This is a genomic window from Streptomyces sp. NPDC006687 (assembly GCF_040636215.1).
GTDB lineage: Bacteria > Actinomycetota > Actinomycetes > Streptomycetales > Streptomycetaceae > Streptomyces.
Window position 1 is genome coordinate 107,648 of the sequence record NZ_JBEYJJ010000004.1, and the last position, 25,340, is coordinate 132,987.

22 protein-coding genes are annotated in these 25,340 nt (G+C 73.7%); 4 read left to right on the forward strand and 18 right to left on the reverse strand.

What is annotated here, in order from left to right; all coding sequences use genetic code 11:
- Positions 1-13: 13 nt before the first annotated feature.
- Positions 14-958 carry a cupin domain-containing protein gene (locus ABZ716_RS06945; protein ID WP_358957229.1) on the forward strand — a complete coding sequence of 315 codons (945 nt, stop codon included), beginning with the start codon at positions 14-16 and terminating at the stop codon, positions 956-958.
- A 111-nt stretch (positions 959-1,069) separates the two neighbouring features.
- Positions 1,070-1,468 carry an excalibur calcium-binding domain-containing protein gene (locus ABZ716_RS06950; RefSeq protein WP_358957231.1) on the forward strand — a complete coding sequence of 133 codons (399 nt, stop codon included), beginning with the start codon at positions 1,070-1,072 and terminating at the stop codon, positions 1,466-1,468.
- A 40-nt stretch (positions 1,469-1,508) separates the two neighbouring features.
- Here ABZ716_RS06950 and ABZ716_RS06955 read toward each other — a convergent pair whose 3' ends face one another.
- Together ABZ716_RS06955 and ABZ716_RS06960 are read right to left on the reverse strand one after the other, a co-directional pair.
- Complete coding sequence (locus tag ABZ716_RS06955) at positions 1,509-1,979, reverse strand: hypothetical protein (protein ID WP_358812178.1); 471 nt, start codon at positions 1,977-1,979, stop codon at positions 1,509-1,511.
- A 34-nt stretch (positions 1,980-2,013) separates the two neighbouring features.
- Positions 2,014-3,558: an MFS transporter gene (locus ABZ716_RS06960; protein ID WP_358957454.1), complete on the reverse strand. Its 1,545-nt coding sequence runs from the start codon at positions 3,556-3,558 to the stop codon at positions 2,014-2,016.
- 130 nt (positions 3,559-3,688) lie between these two features.
- Here ABZ716_RS06960 and ABZ716_RS06965 point away from each other — a divergent pair, with 130 nt between their 5' ends.
- On the forward strand, positions 3,689-5,752 hold the full coding sequence (locus ABZ716_RS06965) for a prolyl oligopeptidase family serine peptidase (protein ID WP_358957233.1): 2,064 nt from the start codon (positions 3,689-3,691) through the stop codon (positions 5,750-5,752).
- 74 nt (positions 5,753-5,826) lie between these two features.
- On the opposite strand, the gene ABZ716_RS06970 is transcribed toward ABZ716_RS06965, so the two are convergent.
- The 14 genes from ABZ716_RS06970 to ABZ716_RS07035 form a co-directional block, all read right to left on the reverse strand.
- On the reverse strand, positions 5,827-6,849 hold the full coding sequence (locus ABZ716_RS06970; protein ID WP_351880312.1) for a dipeptide ABC transporter ATP-binding protein: 1,023 nt from the start codon (positions 6,847-6,849) through the stop codon (positions 5,827-5,829).
- On the reverse strand, positions 6,846-7,895 hold the full coding sequence (locus ABZ716_RS06975) for an ABC transporter ATP-binding protein (protein WP_358957235.1): 1,050 nt from the start codon (positions 7,893-7,895) through the stop codon (positions 6,846-6,848). The genes ABZ716_RS06970 and ABZ716_RS06975 overlap by 4 nt, the downstream gene beginning before the upstream one ends.
- Positions 7,895-8,881, reverse strand: coding sequence for an ABC transporter permease (locus ABZ716_RS06980; protein WP_358812181.1), 987 nt, complete (start codon positions 8,879-8,881; stop codon positions 7,895-7,897). The genes ABZ716_RS06975 and ABZ716_RS06980 overlap by 1 nt, the downstream gene beginning before the upstream one ends.
- Complete coding sequence (locus tag ABZ716_RS06985) at positions 8,878-9,846, reverse strand: ABC transporter permease (protein WP_358812182.1); 969 nt, start codon at positions 9,844-9,846, stop codon at positions 8,878-8,880. Before ABZ716_RS06985 ends, ABZ716_RS06980 begins: the two co-directional genes overlap by 4 nt.
- A 22-nt stretch (positions 9,847-9,868) precedes the next feature.
- Positions 9,869-11,611, reverse strand: coding sequence for an ABC transporter substrate-binding protein (locus ABZ716_RS06990; RefSeq protein WP_358957237.1), 1,743 nt, complete (start codon positions 11,609-11,611; stop codon positions 9,869-9,871).
- 235 nt (positions 11,612-11,846) lie between these two features.
- Positions 11,847-12,557: a GntR family transcriptional regulator gene (locus tag ABZ716_RS06995; RefSeq protein ID WP_351880327.1), complete on the reverse strand. Its 711-nt coding sequence runs from the start codon at positions 12,555-12,557 to the stop codon at positions 11,847-11,849.
- 56 nt (positions 12,558-12,613) lie between these two features.
- Positions 12,614-13,573 (reverse strand): ornithine cyclodeaminase family protein, encoded by a 960-nt coding sequence (locus ABZ716_RS07000; protein ID WP_358957240.1) that lies wholly within the window; start codon positions 13,571-13,573, stop codon positions 12,614-12,616.
- Complete coding sequence (locus ABZ716_RS07005; protein WP_358957243.1) at positions 13,570-14,589, reverse strand: proline racemase family protein; 1,020 nt, start codon at positions 14,587-14,589, stop codon at positions 13,570-13,572. Before ABZ716_RS07005 ends, ABZ716_RS07000 begins: the two co-directional genes overlap by 4 nt.
- A complete protein-coding gene (locus ABZ716_RS07010; protein ID WP_358957245.1) occupies positions 14,586-15,590 on the reverse strand; it encodes a proline racemase family protein in 1,005 nt (334 codons plus the stop codon). Before ABZ716_RS07010 ends, ABZ716_RS07005 begins: the two co-directional genes overlap by 4 nt.
- Before the next feature lie 36 nt (positions 15,591-15,626).
- Positions 15,627-16,553 carry a dihydrodipicolinate synthase family protein gene (locus ABZ716_RS07015; protein WP_358812187.1) on the reverse strand — a complete coding sequence of 309 codons (927 nt, stop codon included), beginning with the start codon at positions 16,551-16,553 and terminating at the stop codon, positions 15,627-15,629.
- 104 nt (positions 16,554-16,657) lie between these two features.
- On the reverse strand, positions 16,658-18,106 hold the full coding sequence (locus tag ABZ716_RS07020; protein WP_358957247.1) for an NAD(P)/FAD-dependent oxidoreductase: 1,449 nt from the start codon (positions 18,104-18,106) through the stop codon (positions 16,658-16,660).
- Positions 18,087-18,401, reverse strand: coding sequence for a (2Fe-2S)-binding protein (locus ABZ716_RS07025; RefSeq protein WP_351880859.1), 315 nt, complete (start codon positions 18,399-18,401; stop codon positions 18,087-18,089). Before ABZ716_RS07025 ends, ABZ716_RS07020 begins: the two co-directional genes overlap by 20 nt.
- Before the next feature lie 97 nt (positions 18,402-18,498).
- Entirely contained in the window at positions 18,499-19,620 is a 1,122-nt protein-coding gene (locus ABZ716_RS07030) for an FAD-binding oxidoreductase (protein ID WP_358957250.1), read from the reverse strand.
- Positions 19,621-19,711: 91 nt separating this feature from the next.
- The gene (locus ABZ716_RS07035; RefSeq protein WP_358957252.1) at positions 19,712-22,099 is read right to left on the reverse strand and encodes a collagenase; all 2,388 of its coding nucleotides are present in this window, start codon (positions 22,097-22,099) and stop codon (positions 19,712-19,714) included.
- A gap of 177 nt (positions 22,100-22,276) precedes the next feature.
- Between ABZ716_RS07035 and ABZ716_RS07040 the strand changes: the two genes are divergently transcribed.
- Positions 22,277-23,653: an aminopeptidase P family protein gene (locus ABZ716_RS07040; RefSeq protein ID WP_351880346.1), complete on the forward strand. Its 1,377-nt coding sequence runs from the start codon at positions 22,277-22,279 to the stop codon at positions 23,651-23,653.
- Between the two features lie 89 nt (positions 23,654-23,742).
- Here the strand turns inward: ABZ716_RS07040 and ABZ716_RS07045 are convergent, their stop codons facing one another.
- Both ABZ716_RS07045 and ABZ716_RS07050 read right to left on the reverse strand, forming a co-directional pair.
- Positions 23,743-24,216, reverse strand: a complete 474-nt coding sequence (locus ABZ716_RS07045; RefSeq protein WP_358957254.1) for a RidA family protein — start codon at positions 24,214-24,216, stop codon at positions 23,743-23,745.
- Complete coding sequence (locus ABZ716_RS07050; protein ID WP_358957257.1) at positions 24,213-25,337, reverse strand: acyl-CoA dehydrogenase family protein; 1,125 nt, start codon at positions 25,335-25,337, stop codon at positions 24,213-24,215. The genes ABZ716_RS07045 and ABZ716_RS07050 overlap by 4 nt, the downstream gene beginning before the upstream one ends.
- Between the last annotated feature and the right edge of the window lie 3 nt (positions 25,338-25,340).

A 25,340-nucleotide genomic window follows, 5' to 3' on the forward strand; every position in this document is an offset into this window, starting at 1 on the left:
GCATTCTCCGACTTTGGCCGCGTGGGTCGGCGACCCCGCCGACTTCGCCGCCGCGTACTGGCGACGGCGACCGGGCGTCTTCCGGCCGGAGGGCGGCGCGCGCAGCCCCTTCACCCTGGCCGACGTCGACGCGGCGCTCGCCACCGGCTTCCTGTCCGAGCCCTACCTGGAGATGGCCCGCGCCGAGGAGCCGCTGGGCCGCGATTCCTACCTGGCACCGCGCACGGTCAACCAGGCCCGGCACGGGGGCTTCGCCGACGAGCGCAGGATCCGGGCCCTGCTCGACGAGGGCGCGACCCTGCTGATGCGCCGGGTCGACCAGTGGCACGGCCCGACGCGCGACCTGCTCGCGCGGCTGTCGGGCGAACTCGGCCTCGCGGTGGAGGCGTTCTGCTTCGTGACGCCCCCGGGCACCCAGGGCGTGCCCCTGCACCGCGACGACGCGGACGTCCTGGTCCTCCAGCTGAACGGTGCCAAGTCCTGGCACGTCGCCGAGGGGCCCGCGGACGGGAACTGGGAGCACGGCCGGGTCGGGGGCGAGCCCCCGGCGGAGGTCCTGCGGACCACCCTGCGCGCGGGCGAGGTCCTGTACATCCCGCGGGGGTTCGCGCACGAGGCCGTCGGCAGCGAGGGGCTGTCGGTGCACCTGTCGCTGACCGTGCGGGAGGTCCACAAGGGCGACCTGTTCCGCAGCCTGCAGAAGCTGACGGCGCAGGGCATGGCGGTGGAGACCCGGCCTCTTGACGACGCCGCCGTGCTGGCCGCGGCGGCGGCGATGCTGGACCACGTCCGCGCGGTGGTGGCCGCCCTGGAGCCCGAGGAGCTGGTGGGCCACGCCCGGCGCGCGAAGCTGGCCGAACTGCCCGCCCCGCGCGCGCCGATCTCCCTGAGCGCCCTCGCGGCCGGCTCCGGCGGTCCGGAACGATCCGGCATCGGCACACATGCCGGAGGAATATGACCGGAAACGGCCTGCCCCGCCGGAATCCGTGCGCATAGGCTGCGGCGATTTCGGATGCTGATCCCGGGGGTTGTCGTGTCGCATCGTCGGTTGGTCACCGTGGCGGGGGCCGTGGGAGCCATTGTTCTTCTGCTCGCGGGCTGTGAGGACGCGGCGCCCGGAAAGGGGGCGCCGGAGGGCAGACCCAGCGCCTCCATCACGGCCACGGCCTCGCAGTCGGCCTCTCAGTCGCCGAGCCCCTCGGCCCCGGTGTCGCCGTCGGGTACGCCGACCGCGCCCGCGGGAGCGCCGTCCAAGGCGGCTGGCGCGCCGTCCAGGCCCGCTCCGGCGGCCGAGCCGTCGAACGCCCCGGCGTACCCGGCGCCGGAGAGGACGCAGGAGCCCTCGGCCGTCTACTACAAGAACTGTGACGCCGCGAAGGCGGCCGGGGCGGCGCCCATCCAGCGCGGCCAGCCCGGCTACCGAGAGGCCCTCGACCGGGACAAGGACGGCATCGCCTGCGACAAGTAGGCCGCCACCCCCGCTACCGCAGGGGTAGGGGCCGCCCCGGTCAGCGGTAGTCCTCGGGGTGGTCCTGCATCCAGGTGTTGATCTGGTCGCGGGTGGCGAGCAGGGCGGGCTGGTGCTGCTTGAGGTTCTCGAAGCCGTGGTCGGCGCCCAGTTCCCGGTCGAGGCCGGCGATCAGGGCGATCGGCTCGGGGAAGTGGGCGGGGCCCTGGGGGTCGGCCTTCATGGCGCGGTCCATCCGGTGGAGTTCGTCGTGGACCCTGCCCAGGAAGTAGGCGCAGTTCGCGGGGGTGCAGGAGTCGTTCAGGGTGGCCTGGAGCCCGGCGAAGGCGTCCCGGACCCGTTCCGGCCGCGGTCCCGGTTCCGCGGGCCCCGCGTCGGAGACGGAGGCGGCGGAGGCGGCCGGGACGGCGGCGGAGGCGGGCCGGTGGGCGCTGTCGCAGGAGGCGGTGGACGCCGCCAGGGCGACGGTCACGGCCGTCACGGCGGCGCCGCGCAGGATGGGTCGGAGCATCGGTTTCCCCCCGGTGTTCGATGACCAGCCGACCCTACCCGCCGCTTTCGCCCGGGATGCCCGCCGGGGTGTGGTTGCCCTGGAGCCGTTCGAGGTCGGAGGGCCGGACCTGGATCACCACGACCGCGATCAGCGCTCCGACCAGGGTGAAGGCCGCCGCCGCCACGAAGGCTGCACTCACGCCCGAGGTCAGCACGAGGTCGGACCAGGGCCGGGGGAACTGGTGGGTGCGGGCGAAGAACGCCTTCTGCCCGGGGCTGGAGTCGCGTACGAACGGCACGGCCTGGGCCTTGGCCTCGTTGCGGCTGGCGGTGCTGAAGACGGTGACGAGGATCGACAGGCCGAGGGAACCGCCGACCTGCTGCATGGTGTTGAGCAGTCCGGAGGCCGCGCCCGACTCCCGGTCGGGTACGTGGGACAGGGCCATCAGGGTCAGCGAGACGAACTGCATGCCCATGCCGGTGCCGAAGACGATGATGGGGCCGAGGATGCTGCCCGCATACGTGGAGTGGACGTCGGTCCGCGTCAGCCAGGACAGCCCCGCGCCGCAGCACAGCGCACCCGTGACCATGAACGGCTTGGGCCCGAACCGGGGCAGCATCCGCGAGGTGAAGGTGGCCGACAGCGCGACCATGACGCTGACGGGCAGGAAGGCGAGTCCGGCCCGCAGCGGGCTGAAGCCGAGGACGTTCTGCACGAACAGGGTCAGGAAGAAGAACATGCCGAAGATCGCGCAGGCGAGGAAGAGCATGATCCCGTAGGTCCCGGCCCGGTTGCGGTCGGCGAACATGTGCAGCGGGGTGATCGGCTGCGGGGAGCGCCGTTCGGTCACGACGAACAGGACCAGCAGGACCGCGGCGGCGCCGAAGGAGCCGAGGGTGAGGGGATCGGCCCAGCCGTCCTGGGAGGCGCGGATGAACCCGTAGACCAGCGCGACCATGCCCGCGGTGCCCAGCAGCGCGCCCGCGAGGTCGAAGTGCCCGGGGTGGCGCTCCGACTCCCGCAGGACCCTGCGGGCCATCAGGGCGATGACCACGGCGATGGGGACGTTGACGAAGAGCACCCACCGCCAGTTGAGCCACTCGACCAGCAGCCCTCCCGCGATCAGCCCGATGGCGCCGCCCCCGGCGGAGACGGCGGCGAAGACGCCGAACGCCCGGTTGCGGGCGGGTCCTTCACGGAAGGTCGTGGTGATCAGCGCGAGGGCGGTCGGGGAGGCGATGGCGCCGCCCACGCCCTGGAGGGCCCGGGCGGCCATCAGCTGGCCGGAGGTCTGGGCGAGGCCGCCGAGGAGGGAGGCGAGGCCGAAGAGCAGGACGCCGGAGATGAAGACCCGTTTGCGGCCGAGGATGTCACCGGTGCGGCCGCCGAGCAGCAGCAGGCCGCCGAAGGTGAGGGTGTAGGCGTTGACCACCCAGGACAGGCTCTCGGTGGAGAAATCCAGTGCCGTCTGGATGTGCGGAAGGGCTATGTTCACGATCGTGACGTCGAGGACGACCATGAGCTGGCAGGACGCGATCACGAACAGGGCCAGCCCGTTGCCGTTCCCGCTCCCGTTGCCCTTGCCGGCCCCGCGCACCGTGCCCTCGCCGGTCCCGGTGCTGTGCGGCGATGCGTTCGGGTCCACCCGTCGACGCTACGCCCGCCCACCCCGGGTCACCACTCGAATGGGCTAGGCCATGTGATATTTCACATGGCAGACTGAGATCATGGACGACTTCCTCAGGCAATCCGCCGCCACGGCCCGGTTCACCCACGGCTCTCCCCGCGCCTTCTCCTTCGGGGACGGCGGCCGTCTCCTGTGGTTCCTGCGCTCGACGGGCCCCACCGACGCCCTCGACGGCCTCTGGGTCCTCGACACCGCCACCGGCGTCGAAACCCTCCTCGCCGACCCCCACGCCCTGTGCCCCGAACCCGGTGAACTCCCCGTCCTGGAGCGCCGGCTGCGGGAGCGCACCCGGCTCGTGGCCGCCGGGATCGGCACGTACGCCCTCTCCGGCGACGGCCGCCGCGCCGTCTTTCCCCTCCATGGGCGGCTCTACGAGGTCACCTGCGAGGGCGGCGGCGCCCCCGTGCCGCTGCCCACCTCCGGCCCCGCCTTCGACCCCCGCCCCGGCACCGACGGCTCGCGCACCGCGTACGTGGCGGACGACGTGCTGTACACCGTCCCCGGCGGCCGGGTCAGCCCCGACGACGGGGCCCGCTGGGGCGTCGCGGAGTTCGCCGCCGCCGAGGAACTCGGACGCACCCGGGGCCACTGGTGGTCCCCCGACGGGCACTCCCTGCTCGCGGCCCGGGTGGACGAGAGCGCCCTGCAGCGCCGCCACTTCACCGACCCCGCGCATCCCGAGCTCCCGGGCGAGGACTTCGCCTACCCCGAGGCGGGCGGCCCCAACGCCGACGTCCAGCTGTGGGTCCTGCCCGCCGCCGGCGGCGAGGGGGTCCGGCTGGAGTGGGACGCGGACACCTACCCGTACGTCTCCGACGCGGACTGGGAGTCCGGGGACGAGATCCTGCTGACCGTCCAGGACCGCCTCCAGCAGACCGTCCTCCTGCTCAGCGCCGACCCCGCCACCGGCCGCACCCGCGAGCTCTCGCGCACCACGCACCCCCAGTGGGTGGACCCCCTGCCCGGCACCCCCGCCCGGCTGCCCGACGGCGCGCTGCTCACCTCCGCGGACATCGCCGGGCAGGCCGCGCGCGGCCTCGCCGTGGACGGCAAGCCGCTCACCGGCGAGGAGGTCCAGATCCGCTCCGTGGCCGGGATCCACCAGGGGCGGCTGCTCGTCGAGGCCGCCCTGCGCGACCCCTCGGAGCAGCAGGTGCTCCTGCTGGACCCGTCCACCGGCGAGCACACCCCGCTGGCCGACGGGCCCGGCGTGCACTCGGTGGCCGCCTCGGCGGCGGGGGCGCTGCTGCTGACCTCCGCCGACGCCGACGGCTTCCGGCGGATCCTGCGCACCGCCGACGGCCGCGAGCTCACCCCCCGCGACCTGTCCGCCCCGCTGCCCCACCGGGTGGCGCCGGTCCTGGAGCGGGTCACCGAACTCGCCCTGCCCACCGCGCTCGTGCTGCCCCGCGGCCACGTCCCGGGCCGGCGGCTGCCCGTCCTGATGGACAGCTACGGCGGCCCCGGCGCCCAGGACGTGAGCGCCGAGCCCCGCCGCTGGCAGTACCGCCAGTGGTGGGCCGACCAGGGCTTCGCCGTGGTCACCGTCGACAACCGGGGCACCGCGGGCGTCTCCCCGGCCCACACCCACGCCATGTACCGGGGTTTCTCCGAGGTGACCCTCGACGACCAGGTCGCCGCCCTGCGGGCGCTCGGCGCCCGCCACGGCGACCTCGACCTCGGCAGGGTCGGCATCCGCGGCTGGTCCTACGGCGGCTACCTCTCCGCCATGGCGGTGCTGCGCCGCCCGGACGTCTTCCACGCGGCGGCCGCCGGGGCCGCCCCGACCGACTTCCGGCACTACGACACCGCGTACACCGAGCGCTACCTGGGCCTGCCCCAGGAGCACCCGGACGTCTACGAGCGGGACTCCCTGATCCCCGACGCCCCCCGGCTGACCCGCCCGCTGCTGCTGGTCACCGGCCTGGCCGACGACAACGTCCACCCGTCCCACACCCTGCGGCTCTCGCAGGCCCTCACGGACGCGGGCCGCCCGCACGAACTGCTGGCCCTGCCCGGCGTCACCCACATGACCCCGGGCGGCGCCCGGGAGAAGATCATGGCGCTGGAGCTGGAGTTCTTCCGCCGCACCCTCGCGGTCTAGCGGCCCCGGGGCACGGTGAAGGGCCCCGCGGACGCCGGCGTCCGCGGGGCCCTCCTTTCTTCCCGTGATCCCCGTCAGTCACCCGGGAAGTGACAGGCCACCTCGCGCGAGGCGGCGGGCCGCAGCAGCGGCCGTTCGGTGCGGCAGATCTCCTGCGCCTTGGGGCAGCGCGGGTGGAAGGTGCAGCCCGGGGGCGGGGCGGCCGGGCTCGGCGGGTCGCCGAGCAGCACGATCCGCTCCCGCCGCCGCTCCGCCGCCGGGTCGGGCAGCGGGACGGCGGACAGCAGCGCCCGGGTGTAGGGGTGCTGCGGGTTCTCGTAGAGGGACTTCTTGTCCCCGATCTCGACGATCCGGCCGAGGTACATCACCGCGACCCGGTCGCTGACCCGCTTGACCACCGAGAGGTCGTGCGCGATGAACACGTAGGCCAGGCCGAGTTCGGTGCGCAGACGCTCCATCAGGTTGACGATCTGCGCCTGTACGGAGACGTCCAGGGCGGAGACCGGTTCGTCGGCGATCACCAGCCGGGGGCTGGTGGCCAGCGAGCGGGCGATGCCGATGCGCTGGGCCTGGCCGCCGGAGAACTCGTGGGGGTAGCGGTCGATGTGCTCGGGGATCAGCCCGGTGAGCTCCATCAGTTCGGCGGCCCGGCGGCGGGCGTCGGCCGCGCTCCAGCCCTGCACCAGCAGCGGGTCGGAGATGATCCGGGCCACCGTCTGGCGGGGGTTGAGGGAGGAGTGAGGGTCCTGGAAGACCATCTGGATGTTCCTGCGCAGCGGCCGCAGGGCGCTCTGGGAGAGCCTGCTGATGTCCCGGCCCTCGAACTCGACGCTGCCGGCGGTGGGTTCGAGCAGTCGTACCAGCATCCGGCCGGTGGTGGACTTCCCGCAGCCGGACTCGCCGACCAGGCCGAGGGTCTGCCCGGCCTCCAGGTCGAACGAGATCCCGTCGACGGCCCGCACCGGCGCGGAGCGGCGCCCGGTCAGGCTGCGCTTGCCGGGGAAGGTCATCGTCAGGTCGCGGACCCGCAGCAGCGGCCCGGACGGCGGGCCCTCCCGCTCCTCGGCGGGGCTGGGTCGGGTGGCCGGGGCCGTCATCGGGACACCTCCGGGGCAGGGGCGGCGGCAGCGGGCACCGCGCCGGGGAAGTGGCAGGCCGCCAGCCGCTCCGCCGAGCCGTACGGGCGCAGCTCGGGCCGTTCGCCCGCGCAGCGGCCCGCGTCCTGGGCCGGGGCGGCGGCGGCCACCGTGCAGCGGGGGGCGAAGGCGCAGCCCGGGGCGGGGTGGAGCAGGGAGGGCGGGGAGCCGGGGATGGAGGGCAGCGGGACGTCGTCGGCACTGTCGAGGCGGGGCAGCGAATCGAGCAGGCCCCGGGTGTAGGGGTGGGCGGGGTCGGCGAACAGGGCGTCGGCCGAAGCCTGTTCGGCCGCGCGGCCGCCGTACATGACCAGCACCTCGTGGGCGACGCGGGCCACCACTCCCAGGTCGTGGGTGATCATGACGACGCCGAGGCCGCGGTCCTGCTGGAGGCGGGCGATCAGCTCCAGGATCTGCGCCTGGACGGTGACGTCGAGGGCGGTGGTGGGCTCGTCGGCGATGAGCAGGTCGGGTTCGCAGGCCAGGGCCATGGCGATCATCGCGCGCTGGCGCATGCCGCCGGAGAACTGGTGCGGGTACTCCCCCGCGCGGCGGGCGGGTTCGGGGATGCCGACCTCGCCGAGCATGTCGACCGCCCGCTTGCGCGCGGCGGCCCGTCCGGCCCGGAAGTGCACCCGGAAGTGCTCGGCGATCTGCTCGCCGACGGTGTAGTAGGGGTGCAGGCTGGACAGCGGGTCCTGGAAGATCATGGCCATTCTGCGGCCGCGGACCTTGGCGAGCTGCTTCTCGGGAAGCCCGGTGAGCTCCTGTCCGGCGAGGGTGACGGAGCCCTTGACCTCGGCGTCGGCGCGGTGCAGGCCCATGACGGCGAGGGAGGTGACGGACTTGCCGGAGCCGGACTCGCCGACGATGCCGAGGGTGCGTCCGGCCTCGACGGTGAAGCCGAGGGAGTCCACGGCCCGGACGGCGCCGTGCGGGGTGCTGAACGTGACGCTGAGGTCGCGCACCTGGAGAAGGGGGGCGGCCGGGGCGGCGGGGGCGGTCATCAGTACCTCACCCTCGGGTCGATGACGGCGTACAGGAGGTCGACGACGAGGTTCGCGACGACGATGAAGAAGGCGGCGAGCAGGGTGACCCCGAGGACCACGGGCTGGTCGGAGCTGACGAGCGCCCCGTAGAAGAGCCTGCCGACGCCGGGGAGCCCGAAGATGGACTCGGTGATCACGGCTCCGGCGAGCAGTCCGCCGAGGTCCATGCCGAAGATGGTGAGGATGGGGGTCATGCCGGAGCGCAGCCCGTGCTTGACGACGACGGTCCGCTCGGGCATTCCCTTGGCGCGGGCGGTGCGGATGTACGGCTCGGCCATCGCCTCGATCATCGAGCCCCGGCTCTGCCGGGCGTACATGGCGGCGTAGAGCAGGGCGAGCGCGGTCCAGGGCAGCAGCAGGTTGGCGGCCCAGCCGAGCGGGTCGGCGGTGAGCTCGTGGTAGCTGGGGTAGGGCAGCAGCCCGGCGATGCGGATGACCCCCCAGATGAGCATGACGGAGGTGAAGTAGACGGGCAGGGAGGCGGCGGCGACCGCGCCGACCATCAGGGCCTTGTCGGTGGCGGTGTCCTTGCGCAGGGCGGCGATGACCCCGGCGCCCAGGCCGAGCACCAGCCACAGCAGGGCGGCGCCGAAGGCGAGGGAGGCGGAGACGGGGAGCCGGTCCATGAGCAGGTCCCAGACGGGCAGGGAGTTCTCGTACGAGTAGCCCAGGCAGGGGAAGTCGCACTGGACGGCGTACTGGCCGGTGCCCAGGGTGCGGCCGGTGAAGATGCCGGTGAGGAAGTGGGTGAACTGCGCCCACAGGGGCTGGTCGAGGCCGAGGTACTGGCGCACGTCGGCGAGCCGTTCGGGGCTGCACGTCTTGCCGCAGGCCGCGGCGGCCGGGTCGCTGGGCAGGACGTAGAAGATCAGGAACGTGACGGCGGCGATGGCGAGGAGCACGCCGGCCAGGGCGAGCAGCCGGCGCAGCAGGTAGAGGATCAACTGCGGCCTCCCCTCGGGTCGAGGATGTCGCGCAGGGCGTCGCCGAGGAGGGTGAAGGCGAGGACGGCGAGGAAGAGGAAGAGGCTCGGGATGACGAAGTACATGGGGTCGGTCTCGTAGAAGGCCACGGACTCGGCGATCATCTGGCCCCAGGACGGGGTGGGCGGGCGGACGCCGACGCCGAGGTAGCTGAGGGCGGCCTCGGTGCTGATCATGCCGGGGATCAGCAGGGTGGTGTAGGCGATGACGGGGCCCGAGACCCCGGGGAGGATGTCGCGGGTCAGGATCCGCCAGGCCCCGGATCCGCCGACGCGGGCGGCGTCGACGTATTCGCGGTGTTTGAGGGAGAGCGTCTGGCCGCGGACGACGCGGGCGACGCCGGGCCAGCCGAAGAGCCCGATGACCGAGGTCATCAGCACGATCCGGTTGACGTCCTTGGCCACCGACAGCATCGCGATCATGAAGATGAGGGAGGGGAAGGACATGGTGAGGTCCATCAGCCGGGACAGGACGGCGTCGACGCGGCCGCCGAAGTAGCCGGCCGCGATGCCCGCGGCGGTTCCGGTGAGGACGACGATGGCGGTGGCGGCGAAGGCGATGAGCAGGGACACCTGGGCGCCGTGGACGACGCGGGCGAACAGGTCACGGCCGGTGACGGGTTCGACGCCGAGCCAGTGCTCGGGGCTGATGCCGCCGAAGGAGCCGAGCGGCTGGCCGCCGAGGTAGGGGTCGATGGCGGACTTGTCGAACTCCTCGGCGGACCAGCCGCCGAGCGCGCCCAGCCAGGGGGCGGTCACGGCCATCAGGACGAAGAGGAGGACGACGCAGAGGCTGACGCGGACGGCGGGGCGGCGGCGAAGTTCCCGCCGGGCGAGCTGCCAGGGGCTGCTGCCCGGGGGGACGTCCTTGGCCGGCGCCCCGGCCGGGGCCGCCTCGGGGGCGGCGCCGGGTGCGGTGGTGGTCATGGTGTCTACCGGTTCCGGCTTCTCAGCCCTGGCTCTTCGAGGGGTCCTTGAGGCCGACGCTGCCGTAGTCGATGGTGCCGGTCCACGCGGGGTGTCCGTAGGCGCCGGCGATGTTGGGGCCGACGAGGAGCGGCTTGCGCTCCAGCAGGATCGGGATGGACGGCGCCTTCTTCATGACCTCGGCGTCGAGGTCGATCCACGCCTGGTTGGCCTGCTTGGCGTCGGTCATGGCGTTGATCTCGTCGATCCGCTTCATGGTGGCGTCGTCGCGGAACTGCGAGTAGTTGCCCTGGTTGCCCTTGTCCTTGATGGTGCGTCCGTCGAAGACGAAGGGCATCCAGGTGGAGCCGGAGGGGTAGTCGGGGCACCAGCCGGTGTAGGTCATGTCGGGGGTGGTGGAGAGGTCGCCGATGACGTCGTAGTACGCGCCGGGGTCGACGGTGTCGATGACGACCTCGATGCCGGCCCGGGCCAGGCCCTGCTGGAATGCCTCCGCCTTGCCCTTGTCGCCGGTGGAGACGGCGAGGGAGACCTTCAGGTGCTCCTTGCCCGCGGCCTTGAGCAGTTCCTTGGCCTTGGCGGGGTCGCCGGAGGCGGGGATCTTGAGGGTGTCGGCCTGCTTGCCGCCGGTGAGGGCCGGGGGCAGGTAGGCGGTGGCGACCTCGTTGAGGCTGGGGCCGCCGCCCGCGGTGACGACGGCTTCCTTGTCGACGGCGTACTGCATGGCCTCGCGGACCTTGGGGTCGTTGAAGGGGGGCCGGGAGTTGTTCAGGTGGAGCATGACCGTACAGCCCTGGGACTCGGCGAGCAGGCGCGACTTGACGTCGGGCTTGGGCAGGACCTTCGGGGCGCTCTCGGGGCGCATGTTGGAGTACTCGACGGCGGAGGCGTCGGCGCCCTCGCCGGCGATGAGGCGGTCGTCGATCTGGCCGCCCTTGAGGCCCATGACGACGACGAACTTGTCGGGGTACGCCTTGCGGACGGAGTCACTCTTCTGGTCCCAGTGCTCGTTGCGGACGAGGACCAGCTTCTTGTCGCGCTCGTAGCTCTCGATCTTGTACGGGCCGGAGGAGAAGGGGCGGGCGTCGTACTGGGTGCCCTTCTCCTGGGACTGCGGGACCGGGGAGAAGGTGGGCAGGGTGGCGGTCTGGGAGAACTCGGCGACGGGGCGCTTGAGTTCGAAGACGATCGTGCGGTCGTCGGGGGTCTTGACCGAGTCCAGGTGCTGCCCCTGCAGGGGACCCTTGTAGCCCTCGGTGCCGGCCAGGTACTGGGCGGCGTAGTCGGGGCCGCCGGTGAGGTCGGGGGCGAAGGAGCGCTCGACGTTGTACTTGACGTCCTGGGCCTTGATGGGGCTGCCGTCCTCGTACTTCAGGCCCTCCTTGAGGGTGAAGGTCCAGGTGCGGCCCCCGTTGGAGGGGGTGCCGAGGTCGGTGGCGAGGTCGGGGACGAGCTCGCTGCCGCCCTTGCCGGGCTCGGCCTTGAAGGTGACGAGCGTGCGGTAGAGCAGGCGGGTGCCGAAGTCCATGGTCGGCAGGGTCCAGTTGCGGGCCGGGTCGAGGTGGGAGAAGTCCTGGTTCGACAGGACCGTGAGGGTGCCGCCCTTCACGGGGGTGCCGCCGAGGGTCTTGCCGTCGTTGGCGGCGGCCGGGTTGGAGGCGCCCTTCCCCTCGGAGCCCTTCTTGGGGTCGGAGCAGCCCGCGGCCCCGAGGGCGAGCGACGCCACCAGAGCGGAGGCGAGGGCGAGTTGGGTGCGCTTGGTCATGGTCACTCCAGGGAAGGGCCGCACTTTAGGGTGTGACCGGTAACATAGTAATGTGAAATTGTACTGACAACCCCTTGTCGCCGCCGTTATCCAGCCGTGTCCAAAACCGTTCTGCCGCCCGGCACTTGGGACGGCCGCCCGCGACGGCGGCCGCCCCGCCCCGCCCCGAACGCACACCGAAGCCGCCGGGCGGTTGCCCGGCGGCTTCTGGACACGGCAGGGGCCCCGGAGGCGCCTAGACGCCGGAGCCGAGGCCACCGTGGGGCCGGCCCACCGGTTCGTCGCGGCCCTGGGCCCACAGGGAGCGGACATGTCCGAGGTGGCGCTGCATGCACGCCTCGGCCGCCCCGGCGTCGCCGGACAGCATCACGTCCAGCAGTTCGAGGTGCTCCTCGGCGGAGGAGACCAGCTTGCCGGCCTCGTCCAGGCCCGTCAGCCCGTAGAGGCGGGAGCGCTTGCGCAGGTCGCCGACGGTCTCGACCAGGCGGTCGTTGCCGGAGAGGGCGAGCAGGCTGAGGTGGAAGCGGCGGTCCGCCTCCAGGTAGCCGATGAGATTGTGCTCGCGGGCGCTGGTGACGATCTCCTCGGCGATCGGGCGCAGCTCCTCCAGCTGCTCCCGCGTGGCCGTCCGGGTGATCCGGCCGATGGTCGGCACCTCGATCATCGTGCGGAGTTCGGTGTACTGGTCGAGGTCGCGCTCGCTGACCTCGGTGATCCGGAAGCCCTTGTTGCGCACGGGTTCGACCAGTCCCTCGCGGGCCAGGTCCAGCATGGCCTCGCGCACGGGTGTGGCCGACACGCCGAGCTCGGCGGCGAGGCCCGGCGCCGAGTAGACGCTGCCGGGGCGGAGCTCTCCCGCTATCAGCGCGGCCCGCAGGGCGTGGCCGACCTGGTCGCGCAGCCTTTCCTGGGCCTTGATGAGACTGTGCTGCTTCAGGTCACCCATTGCTCTTCCTCCGAGACCCCGCACACCACCGACGTGCGGAGGAACAGCGTACAATGTCACGTTTCGCTGTTCGCTCCGGTCGCGTGGTAGACCGCCACCGCGACGGCAAGATCTTCCCAGGCCATACCCACACTCTTGAAGAGCTGTGGACAACCCGCCGGCCCTCCGGGGGAATTGCGCCCCGCGACCAGGTCGGCCAGGGTGCCGCTGATATGACCGGGACCGATCGCTCCCTCGGCCTCCGGGATCAGGAGGTCCCCCGCCTCGCGCAGCGCTGCCGCCCGCGACTCCACGTACACCGCCGCGCGTCGCACGAGGGCGGTGTCGGTCTCCCGGGCGTCCGGCTCGTGCGAGCCGACGGCGACGACCACCGCCTCCGGGGCCACCAGCCTCCCGTCGAAGAGCGGTTCGCGGGCGGTGGTGCAGCACAGCACCAGGTCCGCCTCCGCCACGTCCTGCGGGGTGCCGGTGCGGGCAGGGATGCCCAGGGAGCGGGCGTGCGCGGCCAGCTGCTCCGCGCGTCCGGGGTCGCGGGCGACGATCACCGCCTCCGCCAGCTCCCGCAGCTCCAGGACCGCTTCGAGGTGCCCGTACGCCTGCGGTCCCGCGCCGAAGAGCAGCAGCCGCAGCGGGCGCCCGGTCCGGGTGAGGTACCGCAGGGCCAGGGCGGAGACCGCCGGGGTGCGCAGGGCGGTCAGGGCGGCGCCGTCCAGGAGGGCGAGCGGGCGCAGGGTGGGACCGTCCAGCAGGAGGTAGCTGCCGGTGATCCGGGGCAGCCCCCGCGCCGGGTTGCCGGGGGCCACCCCGGCGATCTTCACCCCGGCGTACGCTCCGGACGCGGCCGGCATGAGCAGGAGCTCACCGCCGGGCGCCGCCACGCTGGTGCGCTGCGGGCACGCCTCCGGGTCCAGCCCGGCGCGCAGGGCCGCGGCCAGGGCGTCGGCCGCCTGGGCGGTGGTGAGCAGGACCGCCGTCTCGTGGGCGCCCAGCTGGAGGAGGTCCCCGGTACCGGTCACAGCAGGAAGCCCGCGCCGAGCGCGTCGTAGGGGTCGGCGGTGAAGAGGTGCTCCCCGGTGCGGTAGGCGGTACCGGTGACCTCGGTGACCCCGCCGGCCAGGATGCGGCCGGTGAACACCGTGCCCGTCACCGACTCGTGGAGCAGGTCCTCCCCCGCCCCCAGGCGGCCGTCCTCCGCCAGCAGGGCGAGCCGGGCGGAGGTGCCGGAGCCGCAGGGCGAGCGGTCGATCTGCCCGTCGGCGAAGACGGTGACGTTGCGCTGGTGCGGCCCGAACGGGGTGTCGGGCAGCTCGTCGTGGAGGATCACGCCGTAGACGCCGGAGAGCAGCGGGCCGTCGGGGTGCCAGGTGGCGGGGTGGGTGGCGAGGGCCGCGCGGATCTCCCGTCCGGCGGTGACGAGTGCGGGCAGCGCGGCGCGGGTCACCTCCAGGCCGAGGTCGCGTGCGCGGACGGAGGCGTAGCAGGCCCCGGCGTGCGCGATGTCCACCTCGGCGACGCCCAGCGTGGTGGCGACGGGCACCTTGCGGGCGCCGACCCGGGCCGGGACGTTGCGGAAGGTGACCCCGCTGGTGCGGCCCTGGGCCCGGTGGACGGTGGCGGCGACCCGGCCCGAGGGCACGTCGATGCGTACCTGGACGTCCCCGTCGTCCGGGGCGGCCACCCGGCCGGAGTCCACCGCCCAGGCGCCGAGGGCCATCGTGCCGTGGCCGCAGGCCGTGGAGTAGCCGTCCTTGTGCCAGAACAGCACCCCGAAGTGGGCGCCGTCGTCGTCCGGGGGCACCACGAAGCCCCCGTACATACCGGCGTGCCCGCGCGGCTCCTGCACCAGCAGGCGCCGCACCTGGTCCAGCGGGCCGGGGCGCGGTGCGGTGCCGGAGCCGCCGGGGCCGATGGCGGTGGCGCAGCGCTCGGCGACGGTGTCGCCGGGGACGGGGGGCAGGTCCTGCGCCACGATCCTGAACGGCTCGCCGGCGGTGTGGTAGTCCACCGTGCGCACGGCGGTCGGGGCGGTCACAGGAGGAACCCTCCGGGGAAGGGGTCGGACGGGTCGAGGAAGTACTGGGCGGTGCCGGTGATCCAGGCGCGGCCGGTGACCGTGGGGACGACGGCCGGGCGGCCGCCGACGGTGGTCTCGCCGACCAGCCGGCCGGTAAACTCGGTACCGATGAAGGACGCGTTGACGAAGTCGGTGCCCAGCGGGAGCAGGCCCCGCGCGTGCAGCTGCGCCATCCGCGCACTGGTGCCCGTACCGCAGGGCGAGCGGTCGAACCAGCCGGGGTGGATGGCCATGGCGTGCCGGGAGCGGCGGGCGTCGGAGCCGGGGGCGGCGAGGTAGACGTGCTTGACGCCGGAGATGGAGGGGTTCTCGGGGTGGACGGGCCGGTCCGGGGAGCCGTTGACCGCCTCCATGACGGCGAGTCCGGCGGCGATCAGGTCCTCCTTGCGGGCCCGGTCGAAGGGCAGTCCCAGGGCGTCCAGTTCGACGAAGGCGTAGAAGTTCCCGCCGTAGGCCAGGTCGTAGGTGACCGTGCCGTAGCCGGGGACCTCGGCCTTCAGGTCGAGGCCGACGCAGAAGGACGGGACGTTGGTGAGGGTGACGGCGGTGGCGGCGCCGTCCTGGACCGCCACGTCCACGCTCACCAGCCCGGCCGGGGTGTCGAGCCGTACCGTGGTGACCGGCTCGACGACCGGGACCATACCGGTCTCGACCAGGACGGTGGCCACCCCGATGGTGCCGTGCCCGCACATCGGCAGCAGGCCCGACACCTCGATGTACAGCACGCCGTAGTCGGCGTCGGGCCGGGTGGGCGGCTGGAGGATGGCACCGCTCATCGCCGCGTGGCCGCGCGGCTCGTACATGAGCAGCGTGCGGACGTGGTCCATGTGCTCCATGAAGTGGAGCCGCTTGTCCGCCATGGTGGCGCCGGGGATCACCCCGACTCCCCCGGTGATCACCCGGGTCGGCATGCCCTCGGTGTGGGAGTCCACCGCATGGTAGACGTGGCGTGTGCGCATCAGGTCGCCCCTCCGGCCGGTCGCTGTCGTCGGTTGCTAGTTGAGGCCCTCGGCGAGGGCCTTCTCGGTGGCGGCGCGCACGGCGGCCTCGGTCTCGCCGGTCAGCGGGAAGCGCGGAGGGCGGGTGGCGCCGCCCGGGCGGCCGGCCAGGTCCATGGAGAGCTTGATGGCCTGGACGAACTCGGTCTTGGAGTCCCAGCGCAGCAGGGAGTGCAGGGACTTGTAGAGCGGCAGCGCGGTGGAGAGGTCCCCCGCGACGGCGGCCCGGTAGAGGTCGGCGCAGGAGCGGGGCAGGGCGTTGGGGTAGCCGGCGATCCAGCCGACGGCTCCGGCCAGGGCCAGTTCCAGCAGGACGTCGTCGGCGCCGATGAGCAGGTCCAGGCCGGGGGCGAGTTCGGCGATCTCGTAGGCGCGGCGGACGTCCCCGCTGAACTCCTTGACGGCGACGATGCTGCCGTCGGCGTGCAGGCGCGCGAGGAGGGAGGGGGTCAGGTCCACCTTGGTGTCGTACGGGTTGTTGTACGCGACCACCGGCAGACCCGCCCCGGCGACCTCCGCGTAGTGGGCCCGGACGGTCTCCTCGTCGGCGCGGAAGGCGTTGGGGGGCAGCAGCAGGACGGAGCCCGCTCCGGCCTCGGCGGCCTGGTCCGCCCAGCGGCGGGCCTCGGCGCTGCCGTACGCCGCCACGCCGGGCATGACGCGGGCGCCGTCGCCGGCGGCCTCGACGGCGGTGCGGACGACGCGGGCCCGCTCCTCGTCGGTGAGGGTCTGGTACTCGCCGAGGGAGCCGTTGGGGACGACCCCGTCGCAGCCGTTGCCGATCAGCCAGGCGACGTGCTCGGCGTAGGCGTCGTAGTCGACGGAGAGGTCCTCGCGCAGGGGCAGGGCGGTGGCGACCATGATGCCGTGCCAGGGGCGGGTGCGAGCGTCGGGGCGGGGCGCGGGGGTGAGCGCGTCGGTCATGAGGGACTCCCTAGTGTGGTGTGTGACATTTTACTAGTGGACGCGGATCGGCCACAAGGGGCCGGACGGCGGCGGAGGTGAGGAAGTTGGGGAGATCCGGGCCGTCAGCCGGCGCCGTCCGCCGGGGCCGGCTCGGTGGCGGGCAGGGCGGCGAGGTGGCGCAGCGGTACCGGGCAGGACAGCGGACGGCGGTCCGGGGCCGGGGCCTCGCCGGCCAGGGCGGCCACCGCCGGGCCGCACATCCGGCCCTGGCACCAGCCCATGCCCGCCCGGGTGAGGAGTTTGACGGTGCGGGCGTCCCGCGCCCCCAGCTCCCCGGCCGCCTCGCGGATCCGGCCGGCCGGGACCTCCTCGCAGCGGCACACGTCCGTCTCGTCAGGCAGCCAGCCGGTCCAGCCTTCGCCGGGGCGGTGCGCGGCGGCCATCGCGTCAGCGAAGGCGCGCAGCCGGGCGCGGCGTCGGGTGAGGGTGGCGGGGACCGGCCGGCCGGCGATGGCGTGGGCGGCGATCTCCCCTTCGGTGAGCGCCAGTTGGGCTCCCCCGATGCCGCCGGTCTCGCCGGCCGACCAGATACCGGGTACGGAGGTGCGCTGGGCGGCGTCCAGTTCCAGCGCGACGGTGCCGTCGGCGGAGGGACGGGTGGCGCAGCCCAGACCGGTGGCCAGCTCCAGCTGGGGCACGAGGCCGTGGCCCACGGCGAGGGCGTCGCAGGGGATCCGGCGGGCGGTGCCGGGCAGCGGACGCCAGTCCTTGCCGAGGCGGGCGATGGTGACCGCCTCGACGCGGGCGGTGCCGTGCGCCTCGGTGACGGCGTGCCGGGTGAGCAGGCGGATGCCGTGCCGCAGCAGGGCCCCGCCGTACGTGGCGCCTTCGGCGAGTTTGGCGGGGTTGCGCAGCAGGGCCGCGGCCCGGGGTGCGTACGCGGTGTACGAGGCGGCCTCCACCACGGCCGGGACGGTGGCCCCGGCGGCGGCGAGGGAGCCGGCGACGGCGAGCAGCAGCGGGCCGCTGCCGGCCACCACGACACGCCGGCCGGGCAGCACGAGGCCGTTCTTCAGCATGGCCTGGGCCCCGCCCGCCCCGACCACGCCGGGCAGGGTCCAGCCGGGGAAGGGCAGCTGGCGTTCGTAGGCGCCGGTGGCGAGCAGGACGGCCCGCGCCCGGACGGTGGCGGGCGTCTCGTCGGGGGCGTGGCCGGCGAGCGCGTGCACGGTCCAGGTGCCGGACGCGCCGTCCGGGACCACCGTCCACACGTGGTGGCCCGGGAGGTAGCTGACGCGGCCCGCCGCCTCCAGGGCGCGGAGGGAGGCTTCGCGGGTGGCGAAGGCCGGCCAGTCGTGGTGCAGGGCCTCGGGCCGGGCGGCGCCGAGGGCGGGCGCGGGGTGGCGGTAGTACTGCCCGCCGGGGCGGTCGGCGGAGTCGAGGAGGGTGACGCGCAGGCCGAGCCGGGCGGCGGTGACGGCGGCCGCCAGACCGGCGGGGCCGGCGCCGATGACCGCGAGGTCGGCGGGGGCGCCCTCGGCGGGCGCGGGCTCAGACGGCGAGGTCGGCATGGCCGGTGCCTTCCTGGGTGGTGACGGTGTCCCCGGGGCGGGCCGGGACGAGGCAGGCACGCTGGTTGGGGCGGCCGTTGACGGTGACGAGGCAGTCGTAGCAGGCGCCGATCCCGCAGAAGGCTCCGCGCGGGGCGCCGCCCTCGCGGGTGGTGCGCCAGGCGAGGATCCCGGCTGCCCAGAGGACGGCGGCGAGGGACTGGCCCTCCTGGGCGGGCAGTTCACGGCCGTCGAACTCGATGGGATACGTGGCCGCCGGGCTGCCGCCGACCAGCTCGCGGGGGCTGCGCATCAGGGGGCTCCTCGGGGGTGTGCGGTGCCCTCGCCCGTGCGGGGCGGGGTCGGGGTCGGGGGTCGGTGTCGGCGGTCGGGGTCGGCGTGGCGCCCGGGGGTCACGGGCCGAAGCGGTCCGGGCGGTAGGGGGTGAGCGGGAGGGGCAGGTCGGTGTGGGTGAGGGCGGCCGCGATGAGCCGGCCCGTGGCGGGGGCCAGGCCGATGCCGGCGCCCTCGTGGCCGCAGGCGTGGAGGAGGCCGGGCACCCGGGGGTCGGGGCCGATCGCCGGGAGGTGGTCGGGGAGGTAGGGGCGGAAACCGTGGTAGGTCCGCATCACCTTGACGTCGGCCAGGACCGGGAACAGCGCTGCGGCCTGCGCGGCCAGCCGGCGCAGGGCGTCGGTGGACAGGCTCCGGTCGAAGCCGACCCTCTCGCGGGTGGCGCCGATCAGGACCGGGCCCGAGGGGGTGCCCTCCACCACCGCCGAGGACTGCAGGGCCGCCGAGTCGCTGGCCACGTCGGCGATGTAGTCGGCCGCGTAGACCTTGTGCCGGACCACCCGGGGCAGAGGCTCCGTCACCAGGACGAAGCCCCGGCGCGGCAGGACCGGCAGGACGGTGCCGGCGAGGCCGGCGATGCGGCCGCCCCAGGTGCCGGCGGCGTTGACCACCGCCGGGGCACGGAGCGTACGGCGGGAGGTGCGCACCCCCCGGACGGCCCCCGCCTCCAGGAGGATCCCCGTCACCTCCTCGCCCAGGCAGACGGTGGCTCCCGACGCCTTGAGCAGGTGGGCCGCCGCCTGGGCCGGCTGCACCTGGGCGTCCTGGGGGTAGTGGAAGCCGCCCGCCAGGCCCGGGGCGAGGTGGGGCTCCAGGTCCTGCAGGGCGGCCTGGTCCACCTCGGCGGAGGTGACCCCGGCGGCGCGCTGGCCGTCGGCGAAGTGGCGCAGGGCCTTGAGGGTGGTCTCGTCGGGGGCCACCACCAGGCCGCCCTTGGGCTCGTACTCGACGGCCGGGGGCAGTTCGGCGGCGAGCTCCTGCCAGAGGCGCGTGGAGAGGAGGGCGAGGTCGAGTTCGGGGCCCGCCTCCTTGTCGGAGACGAGCAGGTTGCCCTCGCCGGCTCCGGTGGTGCCGCCGGCCACCGGGCCCCGGTCCACCACCGCCACGGAGAGACCGGAGCGGCTCGCGTAGTACGCGCACGCGGCCCCGACGACGCCGGCGCCAATGATCACGACGTCCATGTCAGTAATATGTCACATTCTTTTGGTGGTGCCTAGGGCGCCCGGGCCGGTTCAGGCCCCCGTGGAACCGGAACCGGCCCGGGCGTACGGATCAGCTGCGCAGGGGGCCCTCACAGCTGTAGGCGGAGGTGCCCGCCGCCTTGTTGTCCCAGATCTCCACCGGCCCGAAGGAGCAGTTCATGTCGGCCAGGTTGTTGGAGACCGGGCGCGACCGGTCGAGCAGGTAGTAGTCGACCGTCTCGGACATGTCCTTGAAGTTCTGGTCGTCGCTGCGCCAGTTCTTCAGGTTCGCGGTGATCCGGCCCGTACAGGTGAAGCGGCGCTTCCCGGGGTCGCCGTTCTCCACGCAGTCCGGGTTGCTGTAGGTGGCCGAGGCGAAGGAGGACTTCACCGACGCGAGCGCGGAGTCGCGCAGCTGGTCGTTGGCCGTGAAGGTGGTGTTCGGGACGTAGAGCTGGTCCACCTTGGCGATCTGGGCGTCCAGGAAGCGGTTGTAGTCGCGCTGGAGGTAGGTGTCGGCCCCCATGCGGTGGCGCCAGGCGTCGAAGCCGGCGACGTCGTTGGCGCGCAGGTAGCCGTACATCTCGCGCAGCAGCGAGGGCTTCTCGGTCCAGAGGAACTCGAAGAACGTGCCCGCGTAGTTGTAGAAGCGGAAGCCGTCGCCGTCGTAGGTGGCGTGCAGGAGCTGGTCGACGCTCATGCGCGGGCCGCCGCCCGAGGTGTCGCTGATGATGCCCCGGACCAGGGACTTGCGGACGGCGATGCCGTCGTCGCGGGTGGAGCCGTCGAAGAACTCGGCGGTGCCCTCGTCCATGGCGGTGGTGCGGTCGCCCTGGTACCAGTCGCCCTGGCCGAAGAAGCCGGGGACGGCGAAGCGGCCGTTGAGGTAGTGCGTGTACTCGTGGCGGAAGAGCTCTTCCAGGGTGAGGGAGGAGTCCTGCGGGACGCGGCGCTGGTAGGTGTAGAAGGTGGCGCCGTTCTCGATGTAGATACCGCCGTTGTTGGTGCCGTACCCGGTCAGGATCGGGTGGTAGTTCTCGTAGTCGGCACGGGAGGCGTACAGCACGATGTTCAGCGTGGTGTTGGGGTCCCCGGCGAGCGGCTGGTCGGTGCCCAGGACGCGGTGGAACTGGGTCTTGACCTGCTTGCTGGCGTAGTAGAGCTGGTCGACGGTGGCCCGGTCCAGGGCGGTGCGGACCTTGATGCCGCCGTTGTCGTAGGTGTAGGTGTTCGGGAAGAGCTGCTTCTCGATGTCCTCCTTGCACACCCCGTACGGCTTGCACGCCTCGTAGAAGTTGAGCCAGGAGACGAGCTTGGCCCACTGCTCGCTTCCGTTGCCCCAAGTGGACTTGACGGGTTCGAGGAGCGCGCCGAGGTCGGCCGTGACCGGGTCCTTGAGGCCGTCGATCTGGCCGAAGCGGCCGTACTCGCCGAGGGCGTCGCGGGCGGCCCAGGCGTTGGCGGTGCCCTTGAGGTGGCTGTAGCCGGCGAAGGACTTGAAGAGGGCGCGGTAGGCGGGGTCGGCCTTGACCGCGGCCTGGAAGGCCGCGTCCTGGTTGCCCGGGTAGACGCCCAGGTAGTTGACGGAGAGGGCCGCGAGGACGGCGCCGCCCCAGGCCGCGTCCTGGTTGGTGGCCGGGTGGGAGGCGTCCAGGGTGCCCAGGACCTTCTTGATCAGGCCGAGCTGGTGCTGGCGCAGGCCCGGCGCGCTGGCCGCGTTGAGGGCCTCGCGCAGGGTGCGGGCGTTGGAGGCCGTGACGTCGAAGGTGTGGGCGGCGCCCGCGAAGTCGGCGACGGCCTGGCGCATCGCGTCGACGGTGGGAGCGTCGGTGACGTCGATCTCGGTGCGCGAGTAGTCGTGGTAGGCCACGGCGTGCAGGTAGGTGAACATCTCCTCCAGGTGGGAGGAGTTCCGGCCGTCGTGGGCGGCGGCCAGGCTGGATATCCGGCGGGAGACGGCCTGGACGTGGGCGTCGGACATGACGGGCGCGAGGCGCGCGTCCCAGGTCCAGATGAGGTTGCGCAGGCAGCCGTCGGCGGTGACGGCCGGGTCGGCGAGGAAGTCGGCCAGCTGCTCCGGGCTGAGCCGGGTGATCCCGTCAAGGGTGCAGGGGACGCCCGCGGCGACGCTCTTCGCGGTGGGCGCGGCCTGGGCTTTGGCCGCCTTGCCGCTCTTGTCGGCGCCGGCGGCCGCTTCGGCGGCGCCCGGGATCCTGCCGTCGGCGGCGGCCTTGCCGCCGGGGGCCGGTGCGGGGGCCGGGGCGAGCTGCTTGGCATCGGCCAGGCGGTCGACCTCGTCGAAGGGGTTGGGCGCGGCGGCCGGACCGGCGGCGAAGGCGGCGGGCGCCGACGCGGCGGGGGCGGCGGCGGGGGCGCCCCGCTCGGCGGCCTGGGTCACGGCCTGGCCCGCGGTGGCGAGGAGGGTGACGGTGACGGCGGCGGAGAGGAGAGACGTTCGCACAGCTCTGTGCTGGGACACGGACACCTGGGACTCCTGTGGTAAGGGAGGTGGGGGATGTGGTGCGTGAACTGCCCTGCTTCACACGGCGTTTGACGGGGATTAATGTGCCGCGGTGTGAGCTGTAACATAGTAATGTGAAATTGCACTGACAACCCCTGTGCGCCCACCAGTTCAGTCCTTCTTGAGGGAGCCTCTGTGACCGACACCTCCTCCCGCCTGAACATCGGCAGCCATGACCTGCCGGTATCAGCTGAGTTGTCCCGCTTCATGGCCGGGAACTGGGCACCGTCGCCCCTGCCCGCCGGCTCCCGCGTGACCGCGTACGACGTCACCCCCGGCCGCCGGGCCCGGCTCTCGGCCCGCTTCCCCGGCGAACGGCTGATCATCCCGGCCGGCGAGCTGAGGGTCCGCTCCAACGACAGCGACTTCCGCTTCCGCCCCCACAGCGCGTACGCCTGGCTCACCGGTCTGACGGGCGAGGACCAGGTCGGCCACGTCCTGGTCCTGGAACCCGCCGGGCCGCACGGCCACGAGGCCGTCCTCTACCTGCGGCCCCGCTCCGACCGCTCCGACGGCACCGAGGAGTTCTACCGGGACCGCCGCTACGGCGAGTTCTGGGTGGGCCGGCGCCCCGACCTCGCCGAGGCCGAACGGCTCACCGGGCTGCGCTGCGCCCACCTCGACACGCTCGGCTCCCCCACCGGCCGCAACGCCGCCACCGACACCGCGCTGGCCGCCGCCCTGTCGGAGCTGCGCCTGATCAAGGACGCCTGGGAGGTGGACCAGCTCCAGCTCGCCGTCGACCACACCACCGCCGGGTTCGAGGACGTCGTACGGGCCCTGCCCGCGGCCCTCGCCCACCCGCGCGGCGAGCGCTGGATCGAGGGCGTCTTCAACCTGCGGGCCCGCGCCGAGGGCAACGGCCTCGGCTACGAGACCATCGCCGCCTCCGGCGCCCACGCCTGCGTGCTGCACTGGATCCGCAACGACGGCCGGCTGAACCGGGACGAACTCCTGCTGCTGGACGCGGGCGCGGAGACCGACAGCCTCTACACCGCCGACATCACCCGCACCCTGCCGCTGTCCGGACGCTTCTCCCCCGTGCAGAAGCAGGTCTACGAGCTGGTGCTCGCCGCCCAGGAGGCCGGTATCGCCGCGCTGCGGCCCGGCGCGAGCTTCCGCGACTTCCACCGGGCCGGCATGCGCGTCATCGCCGAGGGCCTCGCCGAGTGGGGCGTCCTCAAGAACGCCGAGGGCGACCTGCACCGGCGCTACACCCTGTGCAGCAGCGGCCACATGCTCGGCCTCGACGTCCACGACTGCGCCCAGGCGCGCGCCGAGACCTACCTGGACGGCGTACTGGAGGAGGGCCAGGTCCTCACCGTCGAGCCGGGCCTCTACCTCCAGCCGGACGACGAGACCCTCCCCGCCGAGCTGCGCGGCATGGGCGTGCGCATCGAGGACGACCTCGTCATCACCTCCGACGGAGCCCGCCTGCTCTCCGGCGCCCTGCCGCGCACCGTGGCCGGCATCGAGGAGTGGATGGGCACCCTCCTGGACTCCGCCTCCTGACCCGGCCCGCGCCCTGGGCCCGGCGGATCAGGGTCGGACAGCCCGGGGCGTCCGGCACCGCGGGCCCGGCCTGATCCGCCGGACACCCCCTACGGAATCACCGCGATCCCGTCCAGCTCCAGCAGGGCCTCGGTGTCCCAGAGGCGGACCACACCGACCACGGCCATCGCCGGGTAGTCCCGCCCGGCCAGGCGGCGCCAGATCCGCCCCAGTTCGCGGGCGTGGGCGCGGTACTCCTCCACGTCCACCGCGTACACCGTCACCCGGGCGAGGTCCCAGGGGGCGCCGCCGGCCTCGGCCAGGGCCGTCAGCAGGTTGGCCAGGGCGCGCTCGAACTGCTCCGGCAGGGTCTGCCCGACGACCTTGCCCGAGCCGTCGAGCGCGGTCTGGCCGGCCAGGAACACCAGCCGCCCCCCGGTGGCGACGGCGGCATGGGAGAACCCGGCGGCCGGAGACAGCTCGGGCGGATTGACCCGCTCCAGACCGGCCCCCTCGGGGCGGGGGCGGTCCGGGCGGTCCCCCTCCGGGCCGGCTGTCTCCAGGCCGGGGTGTTCGGGGTTCATCGGGCCGCCACCCCCCGGTACAGCTCCTTGGCGATGATGCCGCGCTGCACCTCGCTGGCCCCCTCGTAGATCCTGGGCGCCCGCACCTCCCGGTACAGGTGCTCCAGCAGGTGGCCCCGCCGCAGGGCGCCCGCTCCGTGCAGCTGGACGGCGTGGTCGACCACGTACTGGGCGGTCTCCGTCGCGAGCAGCTTGGCCATCGCCGCCCGGCGGGGCACGTCCGGCGAACCGGCGTCGTACGCGCAGGCCGCCGCGTACACCAGCAGCCGGGCCGCCTCGGTACGGGTGGCCATCTCCGCCACCCGGTGCGCCACCGTCTGGAGGTCGGCCAGCACCCCGCCGAAGGCGGTGCGGCCGGCGGTGTGCGCCAGTGTCGCGTCCAGCGCGGCCCGCGCCATACCGACCGCGAAGGCCCCCACGCTCGGCCGGAAGAGGTTCAGGGTCTCCATCGCGACCCGGAACCCCTGCCCCGGCTCGCCCAGCACGTCCTCCCGCCCGACCCGCACCCCGTCGAAGGAGAGGGAGCCGATCGGGTGAGGCGAGAGCATGTCGAGGGCCTCCCCCGTCAGCCCGGGCCGGTCCGCCGGGACCAGGAAGGCGGTGATGCCCTTCGCACCCGGCGCCTCCCCCGTCCGGGCGAAGACGGTGTAGAAATCGGCCTCGGGGGCGTTGGAGATCCAGCACTTGGCCCCCTGCAGCCGCCAGCCCGCCCCCTCCGGGAGGGCCGCCAGGGCCAGCGCCGCCGCGTCGGAGCCCGCGCCCGGCTCGCTCAGCGCGAACGCCGCCACCAGCCGCCCCGCTCGCACCCCCGGAAGCCACCGCTCCCGCTGGGCGGCGCTCCCCGACCGCAGCACCGGATGGCCGCCGAGCCCCTGGAGGGCCAGAGCCGTCTCCGCCTCGGTACACCCGTAGGCGAGGGACTCCCGCAGCAGGCACAGCTCCAGCGCCCCCGAGCCGAAGACCCGCTCCAGCAGACCCAGTTCCCCGAGCTCCGCCAGCAGCGGCCGGTTCACCCGGCCGGGCTCGCCCTTCTCGGCGAGCGGCCTCAGCCTCCGCTCCGCCAGGGTGCGCAGCTCGGCGCACCACTCCTCTTGTTCCACTCCGAGCGCGAATCCGGCCATCCG